The organism is Streptomyces sp. NBC_01808, from assembly GCF_035917395.1.
Classification (GTDB): Bacteria; Actinomycetota; Actinomycetes; order Streptomycetales; family Streptomycetaceae; genus Streptomyces.
Genome location: NZ_CP109072.1, coordinates 6,861,661 through 6,877,540 on the forward strand (window position 1 = coordinate 6,861,661; position 15,880 = coordinate 6,877,540).

The 15,880-nt window shown below is 73.6% G+C and carries 14 protein-coding genes; 3 read left to right on the forward strand and 11 right to left on the reverse strand.

Translation table 11 applies throughout. From position 1 onward, the window contains the following. The 3 genes from OG946_RS30270 to OG946_RS30280 form a co-directional block, all read right to left on the reverse strand. Complete coding sequence (locus tag OG946_RS30270) at window positions 1-1,251, reverse strand: sugar ABC transporter permease (RefSeq protein ID WP_326799138.1); 1,251 nt, start codon at window positions 1,249-1,251, stop codon at window positions 1-3. Next, complete coding sequence (locus OG946_RS30275) at window positions 1,248-2,093, reverse strand: ATP-binding cassette domain-containing protein (protein ID WP_326799139.1); 846 nt, start codon at window positions 2,091-2,093, stop codon at window positions 1,248-1,250. The genes OG946_RS30270 and OG946_RS30275 overlap by 4 nt, the downstream gene beginning before the upstream one ends. Window positions 2,094-2,156: 63 nt before the next feature. Continuing rightward, a complete protein-coding gene (locus OG946_RS30280) occupies window positions 2,157-3,233 on the reverse strand; it encodes an ABC transporter substrate-binding protein (RefSeq protein WP_326799140.1) in 1,077 nt (358 codons plus the stop codon). Between the two features lie 407 nt (window positions 3,234-3,640). Between OG946_RS30280 and OG946_RS30285 the strand changes: the two genes are divergently transcribed. Continuing rightward, a complete protein-coding gene (locus OG946_RS30285; protein ID WP_326800407.1) occupies window positions 3,641-4,417 on the forward strand; it encodes a DeoR/GlpR family DNA-binding transcription regulator in 777 nt (258 codons plus the stop codon). Window positions 4,418-4,424: 7 nt separating this feature from the next. Here OG946_RS30285 and OG946_RS30290 read toward each other — a convergent pair whose 3' ends face one another. From OG946_RS30290 to OG946_RS30310, 5 genes are all read right to left on the reverse strand, one after another. Beyond that, window positions 4,425-4,967 carry a DUF5709 domain-containing protein gene (locus tag OG946_RS30290; RefSeq protein WP_326799141.1) on the reverse strand — a complete coding sequence of 181 codons (543 nt, stop codon included), beginning with the start codon at window positions 4,965-4,967 and terminating at the stop codon, window positions 4,425-4,427. 1,004 nt (window positions 4,968-5,971) lie between these two features. Next, window positions 5,972-7,174 carry a globin domain-containing protein gene (locus OG946_RS30295; RefSeq protein WP_326799142.1) on the reverse strand — a complete coding sequence of 401 codons (1,203 nt, stop codon included), beginning with the start codon at window positions 7,172-7,174 and terminating at the stop codon, window positions 5,972-5,974. A gap of 108 nt (window positions 7,175-7,282) precedes the next feature. Next, complete coding sequence (locus OG946_RS30300; RefSeq protein ID WP_326800408.1) at window positions 7,283-7,738, reverse strand: GNAT family N-acetyltransferase; 456 nt, start codon at window positions 7,736-7,738, stop codon at window positions 7,283-7,285. Window positions 7,739-7,897: 159 nt separating this feature from the next. Next, entirely contained in the window at window positions 7,898-9,970 is a 2,073-nt protein-coding gene (locus tag OG946_RS30305; protein ID WP_326799143.1) for a polysaccharide pyruvyl transferase family protein, read from the reverse strand. Further along, window positions 9,967-11,334, reverse strand: coding sequence for a tetratricopeptide repeat protein (locus tag OG946_RS30310; RefSeq protein ID WP_326799144.1), 1,368 nt, complete (start codon window positions 11,332-11,334; stop codon window positions 9,967-9,969). The genes OG946_RS30305 and OG946_RS30310 overlap by 4 nt, the downstream gene beginning before the upstream one ends. 232 nt (window positions 11,335-11,566) lie before the next feature. Here OG946_RS30310 and prcB point away from each other — a divergent pair, with 232 nt between their 5' ends. Next, the gene (gene prcB, locus OG946_RS30315; RefSeq protein WP_326800409.1) at window positions 11,567-12,430 is read left to right on the forward strand and encodes a proteasome subunit beta; all 864 of its coding nucleotides are present in this window, start codon (window positions 11,567-11,569) and stop codon (window positions 12,428-12,430) included. Between the two features lie 104 nt (window positions 12,431-12,534). Here prcB and OG946_RS30320 read toward each other — a convergent pair whose 3' ends face one another. The 3 genes from OG946_RS30320 to OG946_RS30330 form a co-directional block, all read right to left on the reverse strand. Next, complete coding sequence (locus OG946_RS30320; protein ID WP_326799145.1) at window positions 12,535-13,497, reverse strand: aminoglycoside phosphotransferase family protein; 963 nt, start codon at window positions 13,495-13,497, stop codon at window positions 12,535-12,537. Between the two features lie 100 nt (window positions 13,498-13,597). Then, a complete protein-coding gene (locus OG946_RS30325) occupies window positions 13,598-13,822 on the reverse strand; it encodes a DUF397 domain-containing protein (protein ID WP_326799146.1) in 225 nt (74 codons plus the stop codon). 284 nt (window positions 13,823-14,106) lie between these two features. After that, window positions 14,107-14,868, reverse strand: a complete 762-nt coding sequence (locus OG946_RS30330; protein ID WP_326799147.1) for a S1 family peptidase — start codon at window positions 14,866-14,868, stop codon at window positions 14,107-14,109. 217 nt (window positions 14,869-15,085) lie between these two features. On the opposite strand from OG946_RS30330, the gene OG946_RS30335 reads away from it, so the two are divergent. Next, window positions 15,086-15,676 carry a 3'-5' exonuclease gene (locus OG946_RS30335; RefSeq protein ID WP_326799148.1) on the forward strand — a complete coding sequence of 197 codons (591 nt, stop codon included), beginning with the start codon at window positions 15,086-15,088 and terminating at the stop codon, window positions 15,674-15,676. The last annotated feature ends 204 nt before the right edge of the window (window positions 15,677-15,880 follow it).

A 15,880-nucleotide genomic window follows, 5' to 3' on the forward strand; every position in this document is an offset into this window, starting at 1 on the left:
TCAGCCCCTTCCGTGTGCCTGCCGCGACCGGCGGGCCGCGGAGTCCAGGGCGACGGCGACGAGCAGCACCAGGCCCGTGATGATGAAGCGGTACGAGGAGTCGAGGTTGAGCAGCGTCAGACCGCTGGAGATCGACTGGATGACCAGCACGCCCAGCAGCGCCGCGAACGCGGAACCGCGGCCGCCGAAGAGGCTGGTGCCGCCGATGACCGCGGCGGCGATGGCGTTGAGGTTGACGTCCGCGGTGCCGGTCGACTGGTTCGCCGCCGCCAGCCGCGCCGCGGCCAGCACGCCGCCGGTCGCCGCCAGCGCGGAGCACATGACGAACGCGGAGGTGTAGACGGCGCGGACGTCGATGCCGGCCCGGCGGGCCGCCTCCGCGTTGCCGCCCACCGCGTACAGGGACCGCCCGAACTTCGTCTTGGTGAGGACGTAGTGCACCATCAGCACCAGGCTGACGAAGAGCATGAACATCCAGGGGACGCCACGGGTGCGGTTCAGGTAGTAGACCGTGAACAGCAGCGCCGCGGCCAGCAGCCCGGCCTGCAGCCCGAGCCACTGCATCGACGCGGACGACAGCCCGGCGCGGCGCCGGCTGCGGGCCCGTACCCAGCCCACGGCGAGGAAGCCGCCGGCCGCCGCGATGGCGAAGACGTAGGCCAGCGCCTCGGGCACGAACCACACCTGCGCGAACTTCACCAGCGGCGAGTCGAACGGGATGTTGATCGCGTTCTGGTCGCGCAGCAGCCACAACTGCACGCCGAGGAAGGCCAGCAGCCCGCCCAGGGTGACGACGAAGCTGGGCACGCCGAAGCGGTTCAGTATCTGGCCGTAGAGCCAGCCGATCACACAGCCGCCGGCGATCGCGACGGCCAGTGCCAGCACCATCGGCTGCTCGTGCTTGACCATGACGACGGCGGTGGCCGCGGCCGAGACGCCGCTGACCGAGCCGACCGACAGGTCGATCTGGCCGACGAGCAGCACGCACACGATGCCCAGCGCGATGACGCCGAGCGGCACCATCTCGAAGGTGAGGTTCACCAGGTTGGTGCTGGACAGGAAGGTCTGGTTCAGCGACTGGAAGATGGTCCAGATGACCACGATGCCGGCGACGACGGGCAGCATGCCCAGGTCGCCGTCGCGGGTGCGGCGGATCGCGGCGCGGACGCTGTCGCCGATGCCCTGGGGCGTCGTCAGCCGCTCGTCCTGCAGGTCGGTGGTCTTGCCCGGCGGAGTGTCCAGGGATGTCACGGCAGTTCCTTCTCTTTCCGCTCATTCCGCGTCGCCGCGTCCGGCCGCGGTTCGCCGGCCGCGGCTCTCCTGGCCGCGCGCTGCGCGACCACGTTGTCCACCGCGCCGGTGATCGCGGCGACGACCTGCTCCGAGGTGACGGTGCAGGCGTCGAAGACGCCGTTGTTGCGGCCGAGACGGAGCACCGCCACCCGGTCGGCGACGGCGCGCACGTCGTCCATGTTGTGGCTGATCATGACGACGCCGAGGCCGTTGCCCTTCAGCCGCTCGATGAGGTTCAGCACCTCGGCCGTCTGCGCCACGCCGAGTGCGGCGGTCGGCTCGTCGAGGAGGATCACCTCGGGCTTGCCCAGCAGCGCCCGGGTGATCGCCACCGTCTGCCGCTGGCCGCCGGAGAGGGCGGCCACCGGCACGTCGAGGGTGGGGATACGGGCCGACAGCTCCCGCAGCAGCTCCCAGGAGCGGGTCTCCATCCTGACGTCGTCCAGCATCCAGGGGCGCAGCTCCTGGCCGAGGAAGAGGTTCGCCTTGACGTCGAGGTTCTCGCAGAGCGCCAGGTCCTGGAAGACCGTGGCGATGCCGATGGCCTGCGCGTCGGCCGGGGAGCCGAGCGACACCTCCCGGTCGTGGAAGGTGATGGTGCCCCTGTCGGGGGTGTAGACCCCCGACAGGATCTTCACCAGCGTGGACTTGCCGGCGCCGTTGTCCCCGACGACGGCCACCACCTCGCCGGCGGCCACGTCGAGGTCGATGCCGGTGAGCGCGGCGACGGCGCCGAACTGCTTGCTGACGCCGCGCAGGGACAGCACGGTGGGCGCGGCCGGGGCGGCGGGGGCTGTCATCGTGACCCTTTTCCTTTCGTTTCGCCGGGTGCGGAGTTCGCCGGGTGCGGAGGCCGCGTACGGTCAGCCGATCCCGAGGCTCTTGCAGTCCTTGGCGTACTCGCGGGTGCAGACGTCCTCGGCCTTCAGCACGCCGTCGGGGCCGAAGATGACCTCCTTGAGGTTCTCCTGCGTCACGACGGTCGGCTCGAAGAGCTGGGACGGCGTGTCGAAGAGCTGGGTGTCGGCCTTGGGCTTCTCGCCCTGCATGAAGGCGTACGTGACCTCGGCGGCAGCCTCGGCGACGGTCTTGATCGGCTTGGAGATGGTGTTGAACTGGTCGCCCGCGATGATCCGCTGAACGGCCGCAAGCTCGGCGTCGTTGCCGGTGACCGGCGGGACCTGGGCCTCGGCGGCCTTGAACGCGGCGATCGACCCGCCGCCGGTGCCGTCGTTGGCGGCGACCACGCCGGCGATGCGTCCCGAGTACTGCGAGATCTGGCCGCTCACCCACTGCTGGGCCTTCTCCGGCGACCAGTCGGGGGTGTCGTACTCGGCGAGCAGCTTGTAGCCGCTGTCGTCGACGGCGTTGTGGATGCCCTTCTTGATCAGCCCGGCGGCGGCGTCCGTCGGCGAGCCGTTGACCTGGAGGATGCCGCCCTCGGCGGACTCCTTGTCGAGGTGGTCGACGAGCGACTGGCCGATGGACTCGCCGATGGCCTCGTTGTCGAACGAGACGTAGAAGTCGGCGGGCTTGGTGGGGATCGGCCGGTCGTACGCGATGACCTTGACGCCCTGCGACTGCGCGGTCTGCACGATGGTCGCCGCGGATTCGGAGTCCACCGGGTCCAGGACGATGACCTTGGCGCCCTGCGCCATGGCGGAGTTGGCCTGCTGCTGCTGGAGGGCGGCGTCGCTGTCGGCGTTCTGGTAGATGACCTTGCACTCGTCGCAGAGCTCGCCCATCCGCTTCTTGAACAGCGGGGCGTCGTACTGCTCGTAGCGCGTGGAGGCCAGGTCGGGCATGAGGAACGCGACCTTCCCCGCCCCGGTGCCGCCGCCCTCGCCGTCGTCACCCGAACTGCCGGGCTCCTCGGCGCAGGCGGTCAGTGCGCCGGTGGCGAGGATGCCGGCGAGAGCAAAACTGGCCAGTCGTCTCATGTTCCACTCCTTGCTCGTGTCCTTGCTCGTGGGCGCCGGCTGCGGTGGGGCGCGGGGGCGCTGTGCGCTCTGCGCTGTGCCCTCGGGGTTGTGGCCTTGGTGGGCGCCTGCCGGGCGCTTGGAAGGCGACGCACACGAAACTCGGATGTTTCATTCGTGTCAACGGGCCTCAGAAAATGAACAACGGACCCCGGTAATGCACCCCTTTGAGTGTTCGCTCGATCAGGGGTGGTTAACATCGAGTCGATGGCCGGTGCGGTGGGGGGCTATGACAGCGCAGGCAGTCGCGTCGCCATCGGTCGTGTACGCAGCCCTGAGTGGTGCGCGGCGTCCGGATACGGGAATGTTCACTTCACAGAAAGAGAACAGGAGTTTCCATGGGGGCAGAGACCCGGCAGCCGGCCGACATGAGCGGGCGAAAGCCCCGGGAGCGAAGAGACCGTATCAAAGGCCGTGTCGTGGACGAAGGCTTCGTCCGCATCGAGCAGTTGGCCGACGAACTCGGCGTGACCCCCATGACCATCCGCCGGGACCTCGACCACCTCCAGAGCAGAGGCTGGCTCCGCAAGGTCCGCGGCGGCGCGACCGCCCAGCCCTCGACCGCCTTCCACGGCGACGTCCGCCACCGCACCCAGGCGATGACGGCCGAGAAGAACGCCCTGGCGCGCGCGGCGCTGCCGCTGGTCAAGTCCGGCCAGTCGGTCATCATCGACGACAGCACCACGGCCCTGGCCCTGACCCGCCTGCTCACCCAGCAGGCGCCGCTGACGGTCATCACCAACTTCGTGCCGGTCACGCAGGTCCTGGCCGGCAGCCCGGGCATCGAGCTGATATCGCTGGGCGGCACGTACTACCCCGCGTACGACGCCTTCCTCGGCCTGCGCACGGTCGACGCGGTCACGAGCCTGTACGCGGACACCCTCTTCGCCTCCACGACGGCGATCACCCGGGGCCACTGCTACCACCAGTCGCAGGAGACGGTGGCGGTCAAACGCGCGCTGATGGAGGCGTGCGCCCGCAAGATCCTCCTGGTCGACCACACGAAGTTCCGCCGCCGCGGCCTGTACCAACTCGCCCCGGTGACGGCCTTCGACCTGGTCATCGTCGACTCGGGGATCCCGCCGGCGGACCTGGACGCGCTGCAGGCGGACGGGGTGGAGGTGCTGGTGGCCCACCCCGAGTGAGGGGGGCTCAGGGCCGGTCGTCGGGGGAGCGGGTTTCGCCGTCTGCGTACTCGTCCTGGTATTCGTCTTCGCCGTTGACGATGTGGACGGCGGCTTCCTCGGCGGAGGCGGCGGCGCCGTTGATGCCCGCGTCCGAGGCGATCATGTCTTTCTCCTCGTCGTCGTGGGCGCCCTCGTCGGGGGCGACGAGACGGCCGGCGCGGCGATCGCCGACTTCGTCGTCGATCAGCTCGCCGTCGGTGTCGGCGGCGTCGCCGAGGCCGTCGTCGTCGGGGAGGACGGGCGGATCGGGGATCTCCTCGGCGAGCCGCTCGTCCAGGGACTCACCCCGGCGCTGCTCTGCGGCGGTGACGCCGGTGTGCTCGACCCCGCGGGGCCTCTCGGGCGGGGAGTAGCCCTCTTCGAGGGGGTCGACGAACCCGTCGAGGGTGTCCTCGGGCGGCAGCAGCCCTTCGTCGTCCTGAGCCCCGTCCCCGGGCGCGCCGGAGGCGTAGGGCTGGTAGACCTCGTCGCCAGCGGCGCTGTCTTCTTCGCCGTCGCTGCCCGTCACACGCGCCTCCTGTGGAGAAAATCCCGCTGGGGTCATACTCGGCGGGGCCCGGGGGCGGGGGATACCTGGGCGGGGCGATCGGGTGGCGGGGAAGGCGGGGTGCCTGCGGCGGCGTGGTTGCGGCGATCGGGTGGCCGGGCGGCCGCGGGGGTACGGCGTCGGGCCGGCGGTGGTGCGTGGGGTGGGCCGGTGGCGGGGCTGACGGAGGGGAGCATCGTACGGGGGCGGGCCCGGGTCATGCGTAGGTGCAGGCGCTACGGGGTTGGCGTGACCCACGTCCGCGCGGTGGACCTCTTCGGGGGGAACTGCGTCGGGTGTCTGTGCGGCGTCGACCGGGCGGTGCGTGCGTGTCGCCGGGCGAAACTCGGGCTCCGGGGCCCGATTCGGCCCGGATCCGGGGGTGTTACCGCGAGTTATGGCCCATATTCTCCGCTCCGGCCGGCGCGGAGAGGGTTCCCGCGGGCGATCGCCGGGCGGATGCAACGTCGTGCGGCGGGGAGTTGGTCGTTGCTTCCCCGGGTGGGTCGGTTCTGGGTGCCGGCGGGCGCCGAGTGTTGTGTGTGATCGCCGCTGGGGCCGGAGCCGGGCCCTTCGGGGAGGCGGTTGTCGGGCGAGGTGGGGCCCGATGCTCAAAAATCCACGTCGGGCCGTTCGTATACGAGATCGCCCACCCTGACGCCCGCCTTCCCCACGACGCCGGGCAGTCCGGCGACGAGAGCCGGCGGCTACCGCGCTGCCGCCCCCGGCGCCGGCTTCCGCCCGCCGGCCGGTGCCCTCCGCGGGCCGGTCTGCCCGGCGGCCGGCTGTCGCTGCGCCCGTCGCCGGGTGCCTGCGTGCACGGGGCCGCCCGACCCCGGCTTTCGCCCCGCCGCGGGGCACTGCCCATCACCCGGTCCGCCCGGCACCGTGCTGGCCCCCGCCGCACCCCCAGCAGTCCCAGCCGCCCCAGCCCCCGTCCTTGGCACTCGCGAAGTCGCATGTGCCCCCGGACTACCCGCCCCTCCTCAGCGGTCCGCCGGGTTGATCCATTGCGGTTGCGACGGGTGCAAGAACCACCCCGAGTGGCCCGGCTCCCGGCCGCCCCGCTCCGGCGACGGTACGTGGTCGTGGGCGATCTGCTCCGGTGGCGTGCCGTACCCCCGTACCAACTCCCGTACTTCCGCGATGAACTGCGCGGGACCCGACACGTACACCCGGTGCTTCTGCCAGTCCCTGTGGGCCGACATGGCAGCCTCCAGGCGGTGGGCCGTCGCGCCCTGGCGTTCCATGCCCTCCGGGGTGATCACCGTGACGTCCACCCACGAGTGGTGCTTCCGCAGCGCGTCCACGGCCTCCGGGTCGTACAGGTGCGCGGGGCTGCGGGCGACCAGGAACAGCCGGGCCGTGGTCGGGGTCCAGCGGCGCACCATCTCCTCCAGCAGGGCGCGGATCGGGGCCCAGCCCGTGCCCGCCGCGATGAACGTCACCGGCTGGCCCGCGCGCTTCGGAAGCACCGCCGTGCCCGCCGGGGCGCCCAGGCGGAGGGTGTCGTCGGGGGCCGTCCGATCCACTAACACCGGGCTCAGCAGGCCGCCGTCGACCCGGCTGACGTGCAGGTCGATGGTGCGGTCGGCGCGCGGGGCGCAGCCAATGGAGTACGGGCGCCACACCCGCGGCACCTTCGGCGTGGAGACGCTGACGAACTGCCCCGCGGCGTACGGCAGGGTCCGGTCCGGGAGGAGGGTGAGGACCGTCACGCCCGGGGCGGCCTGGTGGCGGGCCACGACCCGGCAGTCCCACCAGCGCGGCGCCTGCTGCTTGTCGGCCTCCTCGCTGCCGCCGATCATCGCCTCGGAGAGGATCTTGTACGCGCCGAGCCACGCCTGCTCGGTCTCCTCGTCCCAGGTGTTCGGCAGCCCGAAGCGCAGCGCCGCGATCAGGCTCTCGCCGACCGCCGCGTAGTGCTCCGGGCGGGCGTCGAACTTGCGGTGGTCGCGTCCCAGCGTCGCGAGGTAGCGGGGCAGGTCCGGGTCGTCGAGGCGCTGTACGACGTGGGTGAGGGCGGCGAAGAGGCGGTCACGCTGCTCGGACATGTCCGCGGGAAACAGCTCGCGGACCCCCGGATTGCGGGCAAACAGATGCGAATAGAAATACTTGGCGACATGGTCGGCTCTGCGTTCAACTCGGGCAAAACTCGCCCGGATTCGCTCGTTTGCATCCACGCACACGGACGGTACTGACCCATGGGTCCCTTCTTCAACACGGCCTCGAACAAGTTTCCCAAGTCGCCACCGAATGTCTGTTCCGCCCGGGCCGCATCAAGGGGAACGTACGCCTCAAAGACGAATCTCCAGCAGCCGCCCCGGCCACGTCGGCCGCCCCGGCCGGTCCACCGCGAACGTCCCGCTCGGCGTGAACCCCAGCCGCTCGTACTGCCGCGCCAGCGCCCCGTCGCCGCCCCCGAAGCAGTCCACCCGCAGCAGCCCCACGCCCCGCCGCACCGCCTCCGCCCGCGCGTCCGCGACCAGCGCCGCGCCCACCCCCGCGCCGCGCAGCGCCCGGTCCGTCACCAGCAGCCGGACGTACACCTCCGGTTCCCCGGCAGCCGGTACGAACGACTGCGGCTCGTCCGCGAGCACGCAGACCCCCGCGACCCCGCCCTCCGGCGTCTCCGCCACCCGCACCAGGAAGTCGCGCGCGTACTCCTCCATCTGCGCCACCCGCTCGGGCAGGCCGGAGAACGGCTCCGTGCCCCACTGGTCGCTCCGCCCCTGCCCCGTCAGCCACGCCACCGCGCCGTCGAGCAGCGCGAGCGTGGCGGGGACGTCGGCGGGGCCTCCTGTACGTATCCTCATGCCCGGAATCTAACCGGGCCCGGCCCCGCGCGACCAGGCGTTTCCCACCCCGAACCAGGCGTTCCGCACCGCGCCCCAGGCGGTTCCACACGCCGCCTACGGCGTCTCCCCCTGCAGCCCCAGCGCCGGCCGCAGCCCCGCCAGGTTCTCCCGCGTCACCTTCCACAGCATCCGCTGCCGGTCCAGCACGTCCGCCACCGCCGCGGTGTGGTCGTCCAGCACCGCCTCCGCCCGCTCCACCAGCACCTCCGCCAGCCGCTCGTCGTCCACCCGCACACCCCACTCCGGGCGGTCGATGTCGGCCAGGAAGTACGCCAGCTTCGGGTGCGACACCAGGCTCAGCACCGGCGTGCCGCAGCCGAACGGGATCATCCCCGCGTGCCCGCGCATCCCGATCACCAGCCGCGTCCGCCGGTACGCGGCGCGGATCCCGTCGTTCCCGAGGTCGTACAGCGCGTCCACGGGCAGCGCGATCCCGTGCTCCCGGCGCAGGTCGTGCGCGAACTGCTCGTCCGCCGTCATATGCGCCGCCACCCGCACGTCCACCCGCTCGCGCAGCGCCCGCACCGTCCGCGCCATCGCGTCCAGGAACCGCGGATAGCCGTCGCCGAAGCGCATCCCCGCCCTGTCGTACGCGCAGTTGACCAGCACCGTGTCGGCGCGCTCCACCTCGGCCTCGTCCCAGCCCGGCTGCAGCAGCCGGGTCAGGGTGGTGGGGCAGGGCTGGTACGCGACCTGGTCGCGCAGCCGCTCCGGCAGCAGCTCGCGCACCCGCTCCACCGAGCCGCGGTTGCGCAGCCCGAAGAACGCCGACCGCTCCACCAGCGCCGCGAGGCTCTCCCGGAAGCGGCTGCGGCGGTAGGACTGGCCGGGAAAGACGTTGTAGCCGACGGCGAAGACGGCCAGCGGCACGTCGATACGGGCCAGCAGCTCGTCCGGTACGTTCCACTGCCAGGCGCTGTTGCCGTTCGGCCAGGTGTCGGGCAGGAAGAGCCCGCCGCCGCCGACGACCAGCCCGCGGCGCGCGTTGACCTCCGCCAGCGCCTCCTCGTCGAAGAGCCGGTGCACGGGGACCGGGTGCCACCGGCGCGCGGAGGGGTCCTGGCCGAAGCAGAGCCGGACGGCCTCGGGGAGGATCTTGTCGCCGGCGTTCTCCTGTCCTGTGGCGTACGCGGCGGCGTGCGCGAGCTGCGTGGAGACGACCGACGCCTCCCCGCGGTGCGCCGCGAACTCCGGCAGCCCGTAGCCGCCCTGGAGCAGCGCCTTGCAGGTGCGGTTGGTCGGTTCGGCGTCCAGGCCCTCGCGCGCGTATGCCTTCGACCGCTCCTCGTCGCCGCGCAGCCAGGCCAGCCGGGCGAGCTGGCTGAACGCCTTCGGCGCCAGCTCGGGGGCCGCGGCGGCGAGCAGCAGGTGGGTCTCGGCCTCGTCGTAGCGGGAGACGGCCATGAGCGCGGTGCCCATCGCGTCGTGGAAGCGCGGCTGGTCGGCCTGCGGGCGGGCGGCGGACAGGGCCTCCACGGCCTCCTCGTACGCGCCGATCGTGCGCAGCCCGAGGGCGGTGCGGCGGGCGAGGTCCGTGGTGGGCCGCAGCCGCAGGAGGGGCGGGCCGTAGTGGAGGAGCAGGTCGGGGTGCTGGCGGTGGGCGGGAAGGGTGCAGTACGCGCGCCAGAACCGCTCGTCGGTCAGCTCGTAGCGGGCGCGGGTCTCGTCGGACGGGTCGCGCAGGACGGCGAGGTCGGCGGCCACGAGCCAGCGGGGGTGCAGTTCTATGAGGTCGTCGTACGCGCCGGTGAGGTCGTCGTACGCGTCCGGGGCGGCCCCCGCCTCGCCGCTCCCGGCGGGGAGTTCGACGATCCGGGGGTGCAGCCGGCGGGCCGCGGCCAGGACGTCGTCCGGCAGGCCGTCGTGGCGGAGCAGGAAGTCCTCGCAGACGCCGGGGTTGGCCAGGGCGAGGCTGCGGAGCAGGGCGGGCAGCCCGGCGGCGTGCCCGGGGTCGGCCGCGTCGGCCCGGCAGACGAAGGCGACGCGGGGCGCGCGGCGGGCGGCCGCCGCCGCGGCCGGTGCGGGGCGGGCGGCGTCGGCGGGCCGGGGCGGGACCGGGCCGGATAGCGCGCGGGAAGCGAGGGACGCCGGGGCGGCGGCGGGGGAGCGGGGGGCGGAAGGGATCATCGCAGGGCGGTCCTCGTCTTCGTACGGTCCTTCGCCCGGGACGTGATCCAGCGGCGCTCCTCCGGCCGCAGCCGGCCGGCGCCGTGGACGTCGAGCCGCGGGCTGACGTCGAGGTGGTCCAGCAGCCGCAGCACGGTGAACGCGGCGCTGGTCTCCGGCCCCCAGCCCCCGTCGCCGAGCAGCGCCGGGTCCTGCAGCGGGCGGCGCAGCGACGCGTCGCCGAGCCCGTCCTGCGCGCCGGGCACCGCGCGCCTGACCGTCTCCCGCCACGTCTCGCCGGGGTCGGCGAAGAGCAGCCGGACGCCGGCGGGCCGGTGCCACGACTCGCAGGCCGGATCGGCGACGGCGTGCACGTCGGCGCGCTCGCCGCCGCGGAAGTCGTCGCAGCGGACGACGAGTTCGTACTCGCCGGCCTCCTCGAACCGGCCGGACCCGACGACGACGCAGGCGGTCTTCCCGGCGACGAGGCCGCGGAAGTCGGCGACGCCGACGGGGCGGGCGCCCGCGAGCAGCGGATCGGCCATGCGGCCCTGGTCGAGGATCCGGCAGTACGTCCCGTACACCCCGGCCAGCTCGCGCACCCGGGCGTCCCCGGCCCCGTACCGGCTCATCTGCTCCGTGACGTACGCGGTGAACGCCTCCCGCACGACCCCGGGCATCGCCGCGGCCCCGACGGCCGCGGCGAACGCCGGCCCGGCGGCGGGGGCGGCCGATGCGGCTCCGGCTTCCGGCCCGCCGGTCTCCGGACCCCCGCCGGTCTCCGGGCCCTCGCCGGTCTCCGGGCCCTCGCCGGTCTCCGGGCCCTCTCCCGTCTCCCGGCCCCCGGCCGTGTCCGCCGGGAACAGCCCCACCGCCGTCGCCAGGCACTCGCGCTTCTCGCGGGCCATCGACAGCAGGACCGGCGTCTCCGGGTGCGTGCTGCCGAGCGCCAGCGTCCGTTCGTACGCCTCCGTCGCCGCCGCCGCGTGGCCCAGCGCGTCCAGGGCCTGCGCGCGCAGCCGCCACGCGGCGCGGGACTTCGCGCGCAGCGAGACGCCGGTGTCCGCCAGCGCCACCGCCAGCAGCAACTCCCGCTCGCCGCCCGTCTCCACCGCCCGGTCGCCGGCCCGCAGCAGGGTGTCGAACAGCTCCGCGCCGACCGGCTCGCGGCGCGGCGGCGGGGCGGTGCCGAGCAGCTCGCCGAGCGCCGCCACCAGGGCCGTACGGGCGGGCCCCGGGCCCACGCTGGGCGGCGGCGGGGCCGCGGCGTCCTCCTCGGCCGTCAGCCCGGCCAGGTATCCGGTGCACACGCGGGCGCACTCCGCGAGCGCGAGCGCCTGTTCTGCCCGCGCCCGGCGGGACGGTCTGGATCGCGGACTCTTCATCGTGCTCCCGGTTCGTGCGAACAGGGTGCGACTGTTCCGCAGCCGCCGACGCCCGGTTTGGCCACGTGGCAGACGTGAGATGAACACTGCCCGAAGCTCAGGTCGCGGGCGCAGAATGCGGCACCCGGTGGCTCCCGCGGGGGTACGGGTAGGGTCGGACGGTGCCCGAGCGGTACGCGCCCGGCTGCGGCCCGCGGCCGTCGCGGGCGAACGGACCCGCACGGCCGGACGGATCGAAGAGTCGACGAAGGGAACCGCCGTGGAGCAACTGCCGCCCGAATTCCTCACCCCCGGCTCGTCGTCGTTCGTGGACTTCCTCGCCGCCCACGCCCCGGAACAGCTCCCCGCCCACCGCCGGCTCCCCGGCGCCGGCACCGGGGCGGCCGCGGTCGACATCCCCCACGGCACCACCATCGTCGCCGCCTCCTACGCCGACGGCGTCCTCCTCGCCGCCGACCGCCGCGTCACCCTGGGCAACGGCATGATCGCGCACCGGGACTTCGAGAAGGTCTTCCCGGCCGACGAGTTCTCCGCGGTCGGCATCGCGGGATCCACGGGCATGGCCGAGGAGATGGTCCGGCTGCTGCGCCTGGAGCTGGAGCACTACGAGAAGATCGAGACCGTGCCCCTCTCCCTGGAGGGCAAGGCCAACCGCCTCGGCACCCTCATCCGCGACAACCTCGGCCCCGCCCTGCAGGGCCTCGCCGTCGTCCCCCTCTTCGCCGGGTACGACCCGCGCAGCGGGACCGCGCGGATCTACTCGTACGACATCACCGGCGGGCGCGCGGAGGAGAAGGGCTTCGGGGGGACGGGCTCGGGTTCGGTGTACGCGCGCGGGGCGCTGAAGAAGCTGTACCGCGAGGGCATGAGCCGGGACGACGCCGTGACGATGGCCGTGCAGGCGCTCTACGACGGGGCCGAGGACGACAGCGCCACCGGCGGCCCCGACGCCACCCGCCGGATCTACCCCCTCGTCTACACCGTCACCGCGGAGGGCTGCCGGCGGCTGGACGACGACCGGGTCGCCGAGCTGTCGCTCGCCGTGCTGGAGGGCCGCCGCGGCCGCCCGGACGGGCCGAACGCACCGCTGACGTAGAGCGGTCACCGCGCCGCGGCCCGACCGGTCCGCGGCGTCCCGCTGCTCGGGGTCCGCCGCTACGGGCCCGCCGTACGCGGAGGTGCACCCCGGGCCCGTAGCACCTACACCCCAGCGACCTCCGCCACCAGCCGCGCCTCGCCCAGCACCCCCGCGCCGCCCGCCACGTCCCCGTGCTCCGCGCTCCACAGCGCCGCCTCCACCCGCCGGGCCACCGCCCACGCCGCCAGCCGCCCGGTGTCCTCGCCCAACTCGCCGGCGAGCAGCGCCAGCCGGGCGGTGACGGTGCGCGCCGGGTCGGCGGTGGCGAAGGGGTCGTCGATCTGCTCCAGCAGGGGGAAGGGGTCGTAGCCCGGGTCGCCGGTCATCGGCTTGGCGTCGATGGCCAGCCAGGGGCGGCGGCCCGCGGCGAGGATGTTGCCGGGGTTGAAGTCGCCGTGGACGACCACCTCGCGCCGGGCGCCGCCGGGCAGTTCGCGCAGCAGCCGGGCGCCGTGAGCGACGAGCCCCGCGTCGTAGCCGGGGCGCAGCCGCTCCATCCGCTCCTCCAGGAGGTCGGCCCACTCGGCGCAGACGTCCGCGACCCGCTCAAGACCGCAGTCCTGCGGCACCTTGGCGCTCCACAGCTCGCGCAGCACCTCCGCGCCGAGCCGCAGCCGGTGTTCGGCGCCCAGCTCGTCGGCCGTGCCGAGTGCGTTGCCCGGCTTGCAGCGCTCCAGGAGCAGGGCGTAGTGGCCGGGGTCGTGGGCCAGGAGGCGTACGGCGCCGCGGCCGCCCCAGATCCGCAGGCCCTCGGCCTCGCCCGCGGCCTCGCGGTGTGGCCACGTCACCTTGAACACCGCGTCCGTGCCGTCCGGCAGCCGCGCCGGGGCCACCCAGGAGCAGCTTCCGCCCTTGAACGGGGCGCCGAGCCGCAGCGACCAGCGCGCACGCAACTTCTCGACCAGGTCCGGCAGTTCTGCCAGCCAGGCGCGTCCGGAGGCGTGCACGCGCATCTCGCTGAGGACCGGCAGATCGGGCGGGAAGAGGGCCGGCGGGAGATCGGGGGAGTGCGCGGCGTCGTTCATCGTACGCACGCTACCTGCCGCCCGCCGGACCGCGCGCGTCTGCCGGGTGTCCTGCCGTGCACTCCCGTCGGCGGCCGTCCGCGCGCTCCCCTCCCGCGCGCTACGCCTCGAAGTCCCCCGACCTCACGCCGTCCACGAACGCCTCCCAGGCGGTCGCGGTGAAGACCAGCGCCGGGCCGTGCGGGTCCTTGCTGTCGCGCACCGGGACCAGAGCGGGGTGGAAGCCGTCCGCGACCTCCAGGCAGGCGGTCCCCGTGCGGTCGCTGTAACTGGTCTTGCGCCACCTGGCGTCACTCAGGTCGAACCGGTCGTTCCATGCGGTCATGGCGCCCAGTCTTTCGTCCCTGACCGGAAGGGGGCAAGCGATTGTCAGTTGGACATAGCGGCACCCCGCCGCGGTCGGGATGTCCGCGGCGGAGCGCCGCGCGGTGAGGGCCGGGGAGGAGGTGGCCGTCCCCACGAAGGGGTCCGCCCACCCGCCCCGCGCGTAGTCAGGCGGGACAGGCGGGGCAGGTGGGCGGTGAGTGGACGGATGCGCCCGGTCCGGGCGTGCCGGCGTACGGACCGGGTGCATCCGTCCGGCTTCAGGTGCCGTGCGGCGGGTGGGCCTCAGACACCGGCGATCGACTGGATCCAGGAGCGGTACCGCGTGACGTTCGTGTACGCGGTGGTGGTCTGCCGGTCGCTGGTGGACGCGACGCCGACCTGGGCGCCGTTGGCCATCATCGGACCGCCGGAGTCGCCGCCGGCCGTGATGCCGTCGCCGCGCCGGGCGCAGATGGCGTTGCCGCCGTAGGCGTCGGTGCAGCCGCCGGTGACGGTGACGTTGGCGACCTTCAGGTACTGGGACTGGCAGTTGATCTCGGAGCCGCACTGCGAGGTGGCGCCCCAGCCGTAGACCTGGACGTTCTGGCCGACCGTCACGGAACCGGGCTGGCCGAGCGTGGCGTACGTGGTGGAGACGGACCGGTCGAGACGGACCAGCGCCAGGTCGGAGGAGTGGGTGTAGGTCTGCACGCCGTTGGCGAGGGTGCCGCCGCTGGTCTGGTCGAGGCTGCCGATGCGGAAGGACAGCCCGCCGCCGCTGACGCAGTGCTTGGCGGTGAGGATCCAGGTGGGCGCGATGATCGACGCGCTGCACGTCTGACGGCCGTTGGAGAACAGGCGCGCGGCCCAGAGGCCGCTCTGGGCGTAGCCGCCGCCGATGATCTTCGTGGACGGCGGCCCCTCGGGCGTACGGGCCTGGGCGGCCGCGGGGACGTCGGCGCCGCCGCGGGCGGACGAGTGGTCCGCGGCGACTGCGGTGGTGCCGAAGGCGAGGGCGGCCAGCAGCGCAGCGACGAGTGTGGGGAGTGTCCTGGTTATTCGCAAGGTTCCTCGTTTCCTTCAGGCACGCGGGTTCGGGTGGGCCCGCGTGTGGAGGGCCAGGGAAGTACCAGGCGTCAGGATTCCGGAAACCGGGAGTCGGCGGTAATCACAACTTCCCATAACGCGCCGCGATGGAAGCGGCGGCGGCGCTGTCCGGCGCCGGCCCCGCCGCCCGAAAACGCCGCGCGGCGCACGGGCCCCGCGTGCTTGGCTGGTCCGCATGACCACGCAACTCCTCGACCGCGTCCTCGTCGTCGACGTCGAAGCCACCTGCTGGGAGGGCCCGCCGCCGGCCGGGATGAGCCCGGAGATCATCGAGATCGGGCTCTGCGAACTGGAGGTGCGGACCGGGCAGCGGCTCTCGCGGCGGTCGGTGCTGGTACGTCCTGAGCACTCGGAGGTGAGCGACTTCTGCACCCGGCTGACCACGCTCACCCCCGAACAGGTCGCGGCCGGCGTCCCGTTCGCCGAGGCGTGCGCGCTGCTGCGGCGCGAGCACGGCGCGCGGCAGCGGGTGTGGGCGAGCTGGGGGGACTACGACCGGCGGCAGTTCGAGCGGCAGTGCGCGGCCGGGGAGGTCGCGTACCCCTTCGGCCGGCGGCACGTGAACGCCAAGACGCTCTACGCGCTCGCCCACGGGCTCGGCCGCGAGCTGGGCATGGCCGAGGCGCTGGCGCACGCCGGCCGGGAGCTGGAGGGCACCCACCACCGCGGCGTGGACGACGCCTGGAACATCGCCGGGCTGCTCGCCGGCGTCCTGTGGGGCGGGCGGCCGGCGACCGCCCAAGTGCCGCCCGGCGGCGGGGCGTAAGCGGCGCGACGGGCCACCGGAGGGTCGTCCGCGGGCCGTCCGGGGGCACTTGGCGGTCGTCCGCGGGCCGTTCGCGGGTCGTTCGCCGCCCGCCCGGCGCCCGCCCGGGTGACAACCGCGGAACACGGCGCGGCAGTTGGGTTACCCCTGGCTCGATCAGGATGCGCCCCGGGGGTCGTGGCAGTACGCTGCCGTGATCGTGGA

Bases quoted from the DNA above. Each gene is read 5' to 3' on its own strand.
- OG946_RS30275 (WP_326799139.1), bottom strand. From the start codon at position 2,093: ATGACAGCCCCCGCCGCCCCGGCCGCGCCCACCGTGCTGTCCCTGCGC.
- OG946_RS30280 (WP_326799140.1), bottom strand. From the start codon at position 3,233: ATGAGACGACTGGCCAGTTTTGCTCTCGCCGGCATCCTCGCCACCGGC.
- OG946_RS30285 (WP_326800407.1), top strand. From the start codon at position 3,641: ATGAGCGGGCGAAAGCCCCGGGAGCGAAGAGACCGTATCAAAGGCCGT.
- OG946_RS30305 (WP_326799143.1), bottom strand. From the start codon at position 9,970: ATGATCCCTTCCGCCCCCCGCTCCCCCGCCGCCGCCCCGGCGTCCCTC.
- OG946_RS30310 (WP_326799144.1), bottom strand. From the start codon at position 11,334: ATGAAGAGTCCGCGATCCAGACCGTCCCGCCGGGCGCGGGCAGAACAG.
- OG946_RS30320 (WP_326799145.1), bottom strand. From the start codon at position 13,497: ATGAACGACGCCGCGCACTCCCCCGATCTCCCGCCGGCCCTCTTCCCG.
- OG946_RS30325 (WP_326799146.1), bottom strand. From the start codon at position 13,822: ATGACCGCATGGAACGACCGGTTCGACCTGAGTGACGCCAGGTGGCGC.
- OG946_RS30335 (WP_326799148.1), top strand. From the start codon at position 15,086: ATGACCACGCAACTCCTCGACCGCGTCCTCGTCGTCGACGTCGAAGCC.